Origin of the sequence: Rugamonas sp., from assembly GCF_025354735.1 — a bacterium.
Lineage (GTDB): Bacteria > Pseudomonadota > Gammaproteobacteria > Burkholderiales > Burkholderiaceae_D > Rugamonas.
Genome location: NZ_JANXMI010000003.1, coordinates 1 through 7473, shown reverse-complemented (window position 1 = coordinate 7473; position 7473 = coordinate 1). Strand labels below are relative to the sequence as shown.

The 7473-nt window shown below is 66.5% G+C and carries 9 protein-coding genes and 1 pseudogene; 3 read left to right on the top strand and 7 right to left on the bottom strand.

The genetic code is table 11. The annotated features are described in order from the left end of the window. The 5 genes from Q0S71_RS00555 to Q0S71_RS00535 all read right to left on the bottom strand — a co-directional run. Positions 1-266: extracellular solute-binding protein (locus Q0S71_RS00555; protein WP_295990077.1), on the bottom strand; the 266-nt coding region annotated here is incomplete at its 3' end. A 104-nt stretch (positions 267-370) separates the two neighbouring features. Then, the gene (locus Q0S71_RS00550) at positions 371-1384 is read right to left on the bottom strand and encodes an SIS domain-containing protein (RefSeq protein ID WP_295990078.1); all 1014 of its coding nucleotides are present in this window, start codon (positions 1382-1384) and stop codon (positions 371-373) included. 5 nt (positions 1385-1389) lie between these two features. After that, positions 1390-2487 carry an N-acetylglucosamine-6-phosphate deacetylase gene (gene nagA, locus Q0S71_RS00545; protein ID WP_295990076.1) on the bottom strand — a complete coding sequence of 366 codons (1098 nt, stop codon included), beginning with the start codon at positions 2485-2487 and terminating at the stop codon, positions 1390-1392. Next, the gene (locus Q0S71_RS00540) at positions 2484-3218 is read right to left on the bottom strand and encodes a GntR family transcriptional regulator (protein WP_295990075.1); all 735 of its coding nucleotides are present in this window, start codon (positions 3216-3218) and stop codon (positions 2484-2486) included. Before Q0S71_RS00540 ends, nagA begins: the two co-directional genes overlap by 4 nt. A gap of 3 nt (positions 3219-3221) precedes the next feature. Next, the gene (locus tag Q0S71_RS00535) at positions 3222-4088 is read right to left on the bottom strand and encodes a BadF/BadG/BcrA/BcrD ATPase family protein (protein ID WP_295990074.1); all 867 of its coding nucleotides are present in this window, start codon (positions 4086-4088) and stop codon (positions 3222-3224) included. Between the two features lie 328 nt (positions 4089-4416). Here Q0S71_RS00535 and Q0S71_RS00530 point away from each other — a divergent pair, with 328 nt between their 5' ends. Continuing rightward, positions 4417-4698, top strand: a complete 282-nt coding sequence (locus Q0S71_RS00530) for a hypothetical protein (protein WP_295990073.1) — start codon at positions 4417-4419, stop codon at positions 4696-4698. 74 nt (positions 4699-4772) lie between these two features. On the opposite strand, the gene Q0S71_RS00525 is transcribed toward Q0S71_RS00530, so the two are convergent. Together Q0S71_RS00525 and Q0S71_RS00520 are read right to left on the bottom strand one after the other, a co-directional pair. Continuing rightward, positions 4773-6131: a DUF2807 domain-containing protein gene (locus Q0S71_RS00525; RefSeq protein WP_295990072.1), complete on the bottom strand. Its 1359-nt coding sequence runs from the start codon at positions 6129-6131 to the stop codon at positions 4773-4775. Between the two features lie 183 nt (positions 6132-6314). Further along, the gene (locus Q0S71_RS00520; protein ID WP_295990071.1) at positions 6315-6686 is read right to left on the bottom strand and encodes a hypothetical protein; all 372 of its coding nucleotides are present in this window, start codon (positions 6684-6686) and stop codon (positions 6315-6317) included. A 305-nt stretch (positions 6687-6991) separates the two neighbouring features. Between Q0S71_RS00520 and Q0S71_RS00515 the strand changes: the two genes are divergently transcribed. Together Q0S71_RS00515 and Q0S71_RS00510 are read left to right on the top strand one after the other, a co-directional pair. After that, positions 6992-7165: a hypothetical protein gene (locus Q0S71_RS00515; RefSeq protein ID WP_295990070.1), complete on the top strand. Its 174-nt coding sequence runs from the start codon at positions 6992-6994 to the stop codon at positions 7163-7165. Continuing rightward, positions 7147-7473 (top strand): annotated as a pseudogene (locus tag Q0S71_RS00510) (hypothetical protein); the annotation flags it as partial. The gene Q0S71_RS00515 and the pseudogene Q0S71_RS00510, both read left to right, overlap by 19 nt.

Below are 7473 nucleotides of genomic sequence, written 5' to 3'. Positions count from 1 at the left end.
GCCCAGGGCACGTTGAGGTTGACCAGCGCCGGCGGCGTGCCGGCGACGATGCGCGTCACCAGCTTGGTCTGGATGACGTCCCACGGGAAGTCTATCCATTCGATTTTCACGCCGGGGTTGGAGGCTTCGTAGTTGTGCACCAGCGTCTCGAAGTAGGGCGTGAACTTGGGCTTCATGCTGAAGGTCCAGAATTCGATTTTTTGCGGCGCGGCGTGCGCGGCCAGGCTCCAGGACAGCAATGCGGCCAGCAGGAATTTGATCTTCATTGATGACGCCTGTGCCGTGGTGGGACGTGGAGATGCATGCGCCGTGACGTCGGGGTCAAGACCGTGGTCTGACCCCGATTTAGCTGGCCGTCGAATCGCGCTGTTTAATTGGTCTTGGTGATCTTGCTCAGGTGGCGCGGCTGGTCCGGGTTCATGCCGCGCGCGGCCGACAGCTTGGCCGCCATCACGTAGAAGGCCTGGATCGCGACGATGGGGTCGAGGTCCGGCGTGGCCGCCGTCGGCAGGGTCAGGTCGCGCGTGGCCATGTCGGCCGGCGCGGCGAGGATCACGCGCGCGCCGCGGCCGCGCATTTCTTCGGCCAGTTGCAGCAGGCTCGCCTGCGTCGGGCCGCGCGTGGCGAAGATCATCAGCGGGTAGCCTTCTTCGATCAGCGCCATCGGGCCGTGCTTGATTTCCGCGCCGCTGAAGGCTTCCGCCTGCAGCGCCGAGGTCTCCTTGAATTTCAGGCCGGCTTCGAGCGCGATCGGGAAGCTGATGCCGCGTCCGACCACCATGATATTTTTCGCCGGCGCCAGAATCTCTATCGCCGCCGACCAGTCCTCCCGGCCCGCTTGCGTCAGCGATTCCGGCAGCGCTTCCAGTCCGGCCAGCAGTTCGGGATCGTTCTGCCACTGCGCGACGAGGCGCGCGCCGGCCACCAGGCTGGCGATGAAGCTTTTGGTGGCGGCCACCGATTGCTCTTTGCCGGCGTGCAGCGGCATGGCCCATTCGGCGGCGTGGGCCAGCGGCGAATCGATGTCGTTGACCAGCGCGATGGTGGTGGCGCCGCCGTCGCGGAAGTAGCGGATCGGTTCCACCACGTCCGGGCTCTGGCCCGATTGCGAGATCGAGATGGCCAGCGTGTCGCGCGTCATCAGCGGCGATTTGTTCAGCGTGAGCAGCGACATCGGCAGTGAGGCGACCACCCGGCCGAGGCGCGCCATGATCAGGTAGGCGGCGTAGGCCGAGGCGTGGTCCGAGCTGCCGCGCGCGATCGTCAGCGCGGTGGAGAACGAGGTGCTCCTCAATGTGCGGCCCAGTTCCGCGTAGCGCTCCTGGTCGCTGGCCAGTTGCAGGGCCACGCATTCGGCGGCGGACAGGGCTTCTTTCAACATCATTGAGGTCACAGCAGTTCTCCTTCGATATACACGGCTTTGATTTTCAGATCGCGGTCCAGCACCACCATGTCGGCGTAGGCGCCCGGCGCCAGGCGGCCGCGTTCCTGCATGCCGAGATAGTCGGCCGCATAGGTGGAGACGCGGGCCGAGGCGTCGGCCAGGTCCAGCCCCAGGCCGACCAGGTTGCGCAGCGCCTGGTCCATGGTGAGGGTGCTGCCGGCCAGCGTGCCGTCGGGCAGGCGCACGCCGCCCATGCATTTGTGGACGGTGTGCCGGCCCAGCATGTATTCGCCGTCCGGCATGCCGGTGGCGGCGGTGGAATCGGTGACGCAATAGAGCTTCGGTATCGCGCGCATGGCGGCCTTGATGGCGCCCGGATGCACGTGCAGCAGGTCGGGTATCAGTTCGGCGTATTCGGCGTGCGCCAGCGCGGCGCCGACCATTCCCGGTTCGCGGTGGTGCAGGCCGCTCATGGCGTTGAACAAATGGGTGAAGCCGGCCGCGCCGTGTTCGAGCGCGGCGACGCCGTCTTCATAAGAGCCCAGCGTGTGGCCGATCTGGACCCGCATGCCGGCGGCGGTCAGCTCGCGCACCAGGTTCAGGTGGCCGGCGATTTCCGGCGCCACGGTGATGAGTTTGAGCGGCGCGAAGGCGGCCAGGCGTTCGACGTCGGCCAGCTTGGCGGCGCGCGCGAAGTTCGGTTGCGCGCCCAGTTTACCGGAGTTGATGTAGGGGCCTTCGAGGTGGGCGCCGAGCACGCGCGCGCCGCCGCTGCGGCGGTTGGCGACCGCTGCGCCGATGGCCTTGAGGGCGTGGTCGATGTCTTCCGGCGGCGCCGTCATCGTTGTCGCCAGCATGCTGGTGGTGCCGTGGCGCGCGTGGATGGCGGCGATGGCGTGGACCGCGTCGCCGCCTTCCATGATGTCCTTGCCGGCGCCGCCGTGCACGTGCAGGTCGATGAAGCCGGGGATGATGTAGTCGTCGCCGTTGGCCAGCGGATCGACGGCCGCGCCGTCGATGGCGGCGATGCGCTCGTTGAAGTTGATCTCGCCGCGGATCCAGCCCGCCGCCGTCAGGATATTGCCTTTGATTGCATCGCTCATCTGCGCGACTCCGCTACGAATTCATAATAATCACTGCGGCAATACGAGTGGGTCAGTTCCACCGCTGCGCCGTTGTCGAGATAACTGACGCGGGTGATGTGCAGCATCGCGGCACCCGCAGGGATATTGGCCAGGCGCGCCTGTTCTTCGTTGGCGTTGACGGCGCGGATGTGCTGCAAGGCGCGCATCGGGATCGTGCCGTTCGCCTCCAGGTAGCCGTACAGGGAATCGGTCACGCTGTGCGGATTCGGCATGTACAGCGCCGGTATGGTCGTCGTTTCGATGGCCATGACGACGTCGTCGGCGGTGCGCAAGCGCTTCAGGCGCGCCACCGGCGTGTTGGGCGACAGGCCCAGCGACAGCAGTTCCAGCGGCGCGGCGATGCCGATGTCGCGTTGCAGCCAGCGCGAACCGGCCGTGAAGCCGCGCTGGCTCAGTTCTTCGGAAAAGCTCGTCAGCCGCGACAGGGGCTGCTCCAGTTTGGGCGTGATGTAGGTGCCGGAGCCGCGCTTGCGGGTCAGCATGCCGCGCTCGCACAGCATGTCGATGGCCTTGCGCGCCGTGACGCGCGAAATCGTCAGCATCTCCGACAGCACGCGCTCGGACGGCAGCGCCTCGTTGGCGCGCCAGTCGCCGCTGGCGATGCCGTTGGACAGCTGGTTCGCCAGCTGCATGTACAAGGGCGTGTCGCTGGCGTGGTCCGGCTTGAAGTCGTTCAACTGGGCTGGCACGGGCTACTCCTGTAGTTGTTGTTGGATCAGCCGCAGCGCGCCGGCGGCGGAATCGCCTTGCGGCGCGACGATGCGCGCTGATAAATCCGCCGGCAGGTAGGGCCGCAGCGGCTCCGCCAGGCCGCCGCACAGGGCGATCGGTAGCGTACCGGTGGCGTCGAGCGCAAGACCAATCAGGCCGACCTGGCGCCCGGCCTCGCTCAGGATGGCGTGGGCGGCCGGATTGTCGGCGTGTTGCAGTACCAATCGCGCCAGTTGCGCGTAATTGGTTTGGTTGGCGCCGGCCAGCCAGTTCTGGATCGCGTCGCGCTGGCCGCCGCAGGCCTCGATGACGGCGGCGGCGAAGGCGCTGGCCGGGGCGCGGCCGTCGACCACTTGCTGGATATGGTTGATGGCGCGCAGGCCGATCCAGGCGCCGCCCGCTTCGTCGCCGGCCGGGAAGCCCCAGCCGCCGACTTCCTGGCGGCTGCCGTCGGCGCGCAGGATTTCGCCGACGCTGCCGGTGCCGAGGGCGATGATGGCGCCCGGCGCGCCGCCATGGGCGCCGAGCACGGTGGTGGTGGCGTCGCTGGCCAAGGCCACGCTGGCGTAGCCGGGATTGCCGTGCACGAAGCTGTCGGCCCACTGTTTGTTGTGGACGCCGGCCAGGCCGAGGCCGATGGCGACCGAGGTTCGGGCGGGGAAGTCGAGCCCGGCGGCGTGGAAGGCCCGGGCGGCGGCGTCTTCGACGGCGGCCCAGGCGCGCGCGACGCCGTGCAGCAGGCCCGAGGGGCCGCTGTCGCCTTCCGCCAGCAGGCTGCCGTCGCGGCGCGCCAGTTTCACCCTGGTGCCGCTGCCGCCGCCGTCGACGCCGATTAAAAATTCGATCATGGTTGTTTGAGTAGGGGTGCCAACTACGCTCATGCTGATTTCTCCGACCCGCCGTTTCAGTCCGCGCTGAATACTGTAGGGAACTGTGGGGCACTATATGGTCGCCCAACCAGCTTGTCAACAGGTATTTAACTGGTATTGTTAAATATTGAAGTGGCCTTGCGTTATCATGCCGTCATCTTATGCTATGTTATTGATTATATTCAATAATGTGAGGCGATGGGGGCGTGTCGCGGGGGCGTGGCGGGAAGGCCACTTTGGTCTGGTTTTGGTAGGTTGGGGCCGGTGGGAGTACACTGGCGCTTTACCGACGCGGGAAGTACACGATATGAACAAGGCAGTTGAGAACGATTACTGGGATGACTGGCAGCGCGAAGCGCTGGCGGCGGGCGTGAAGGCGCCCTTGGCCAAGCTGGGCATGGAGGTGCTGCGCGCCCACCGCAAGAACCGCTGGCCCAAGCATTTCATCGGCCGGATGGACGATGGTCCGATGATGTTGGCGATGTGCGTGGAGGAGCCCGATGAAAGCGAACTGCTGTTCATCGAGAATCTGTATCCCTACGATGCCAAGCTGATCGCCGCGACCAAGAAGCGTTTGTGCTTCGATTGATGTGCGTCGCGATGTAGGCGGCGCGGCCGGCCGCCAGCCGGGCTGACCGTGGGCCGCGCGACGATGGTCACAGGCTATTCGTCGTGGGTGCCGGCGCGGTCGATGGTGATGAGGCGGCTGCGCTCGCTTTGCGTGGCCCGGCCGCTGGTGTCGAGCCGGCCCTTGACGTTGACGACGGCGCTGCCCGGTCCCTGCACCACCACTTCGGCGTGCGCCGTCGTCAGGCGGCGGGCGTCGAGGTCGCCGGAGCCGCTGAGCTGGGCGACTAGGTTGTCGGTCTGGCCGTCGAGCTGGACTTCGCCGGCGCCGCTCATCGTCAGCTTCACATGTTTGCCGCCGGTCGACGCGCTCAGGTCGCCCGAGCCGCGAATTTCCCCTTCGAGCGCATCGCTCACTTTTCCCAATTTGATATTGCCGGCGCCCCTGCTGCGCGTGACGGCGCGCGCCACCGGCAAGCGCGTCGCGTCGAGGTCGCCCGAGCCGCTCACGTCGGCGTTCAGCGTGGCGCTGCCGCCGCTCAGCGTCATATTGCCGGCGCCGCTGAGCAGCACCCGCGCGTTCTGGGTTTGCAGGCCGCGCGCCGTGAGGTCGCCCGAGCCGTGGACTTCGGCGTCGAATTTCCGGATGTCGCCGGCCACGCAGGCGTTGCCGGCGCCGCGCAGCATGGCCGTCACGGCGCCGGCGGACAGGGCGCAGGCTTCCAGGTCGCCGGAGCCGCTCAGCTCGGCGCGCAGTTCCGCGCCGCTGCCGGCCAGCTTGATGTTGCCGGCGCCATGTTGTGTGATGCTGACGCGGGCCGCGTGCAGGTCGCCGATTTCCAGGTCGCCCGAACCGCTCAGGTCGGCGTCCAGTTGTTGCGTGATGCCGCTGGCGCGGACGTTGCCGGCGCCTTCCATCGTGGCCGCCAGGCTGGCCGCCGCCAGCTGGCGCAGGTCGACGTCGCCGCTGCCGCCCACGCGCAGCTGGAGCAGCGGGGTCTGGCCGGCCGCCCGCACATTGCCGGCGCCGGCCGCGTTCAAGGCCAGTTGCGGGCCCTGGTAGCGTTCCAGCGTGACGTCGCCGCTGCCGGCCGTCTTCAGGCTGCTCAATGCGGGCAACGTGATGTGGATCAAGGGCGGCGGCGGCGCTTTGCCGAAATGAATGCTGATTCCGGCGCGCCGGCGCGCGTGCACGATCAGTGTGTCGCCGACGACAGTGGTGTCGATGTCGGCGAACAGCTTGCGCGGCCCGGATAGTTCCAGCGCGGACGCGCCCTGGGCGGTGACGGTGACGTTGTAGGGCACGTCCAGTTCGATCTTGCTGAAGGCGGCCAGCGCGCGCTGTTCGGTGCCGCTGGTGTTGTCGGCGGGAGCGGGGGAGGCGGCGGCCAGGACCAGGCCGCCGGCCAGCGTCAGGGTGGCGGCCAGGGCGCCGGTGGGGATCAGTCGATTCATGGTGGAGGTCTCGGGTTTGTCAGCGATGGACGAACAATAAGGCAAGCGCGCGCGGCCGGCCGCGGCAAAGAGACGGGCGCGCAAAAACGCGGGCTCAACTGCGTAATCGGAGACTTGAACGGTGACGCTATGACAAGACGCTGAGGGTGACGACGAGGGCGCGCCGCGACGGCGGCGGCCGGATCAGGCGATGAATTTTTCGTCGCGCGGCACTCGTCCGGCGAGCATGAGGATGATGAAGCCGACCAGCAACATCGCCGTGACGCCGGGTTCGGGCACGGGCGACAGCGGCGCTTTTTTCATTTCGGCGCGCGCCGCGGCGCCGCGCACTTGCAGGTAGACCGATGGCCGGCCGGCGATGGCCGGTGCCGGGTTGTACCAGACCGTGTTTTCCGGCGGCACGGCTTCCCAGTCGAGGCGGCTGTCGTCGTTGCGGTCCCATTCGAATTGGGCGTTGCCGGCCGCGATGGTGACGGTGGCGTGGTGCGGCGCGGCGACGGCGACGCCGCTGCTGAGCAGTAAGAATGTTGATGTCGTGATTATTATGGATTTCATCATATCCTCGCACCCGGTCGGGGTTGGCGTTTTGTGACGGCATGGCAATTAAATCATACTTGGTATCGAATTGATATTTTATTTTAATAATAGGCAAGCCGATTTTGCGAAGCTGTTGCTATTGATGAGTAAGCTTCATTTTTGCCGTGGCGTTGCCGATATAAAAGGAAGTGGCGCGGCGACGGGGCGGCGACAGGGCGCGGCAGGGGCGGGAAGTAGGCGTTTTCCGGGCGCGATGTCATAATGTCTGCAAGAACGATGCCGCGAGGGCAAATAGCCGGCCAGGAGGAAAAATGATCAGATACGTGGGAACCAAAAAAACCGATGAAGGCTCGGTGCTCTACATCTTTTTGATTAACGGTTTGCAAAAAGAGATACGCGAAGCGGCGCTCAAGCAATATCCGGGATGCTACGAAGCATTGCCGGCCACGGCCAAGGCCCGCATCAGCGCGAACCGGGCATGGATGTCGAAGCTGTAGCGCCGGTGCCGCGCCCAACGCCAGACGGGCGCCCGCGTGCCTGGCGCCATGCCGGCCTGCGCTGCTGCCTGCGCTATTGCCTGCTCGCGGCGCCGCTGTTGCCGGCGCTCGCGGCCGCGCAAACCGTGCCGACCACCTTCGGCACCATCATCGGCAACGGCGTGCTGTGCCGCGACCACACCGACAATTCCTATTATTATCAATATCTGGCGACGGCGTTCGGCCCGCCCTACAAGCACGACGCCGGCGCCTACTGGTTCAAGACCGACGGCGCCAATCTGTGGGGCCAGGAAGTGAGCGAGATGATC

Excerpts from the sequence above, each read along its gene's own strand:
- Q0S71_RS00550 (WP_295990078.1), bottom strand. The coding sequence starts at position 1,384 with ATGATGTTGAAAGAAGCCCTGTCCGCCGCCGAATGCGTGGCCCTGCAA.
- Q0S71_RS00530 (WP_295990073.1), top strand. The coding sequence starts at position 4,417 with ATGAACAAGGCAGTTGAGAACGATTACTGGGATGACTGGCAGCGCGAA.
- Q0S71_RS00520 (WP_295990071.1), bottom strand. The coding sequence starts at position 6,686 with ATGAAATCCATAATAATCACGACATCAACATTCTTACTGCTCAGCAGC.
- nagA (WP_295990076.1), bottom strand. The coding sequence starts at position 2,487 with ATGAGCGATGCAATCAAAGGCAATATCCTGACGGCGGCGGGCTGGATC.
- Q0S71_RS00525 (WP_295990072.1), bottom strand. The coding sequence starts at position 6,131 with ATGAATCGACTGATCCCCACCGGCGCCCTGGCCGCCACCCTGACGCTG.
- Q0S71_RS00535 (WP_295990074.1), bottom strand. The coding sequence starts at position 4,088 with ATGATCGAATTTTTAATCGGCGTCGACGGCGGCGGCAGCGGCACCAGG.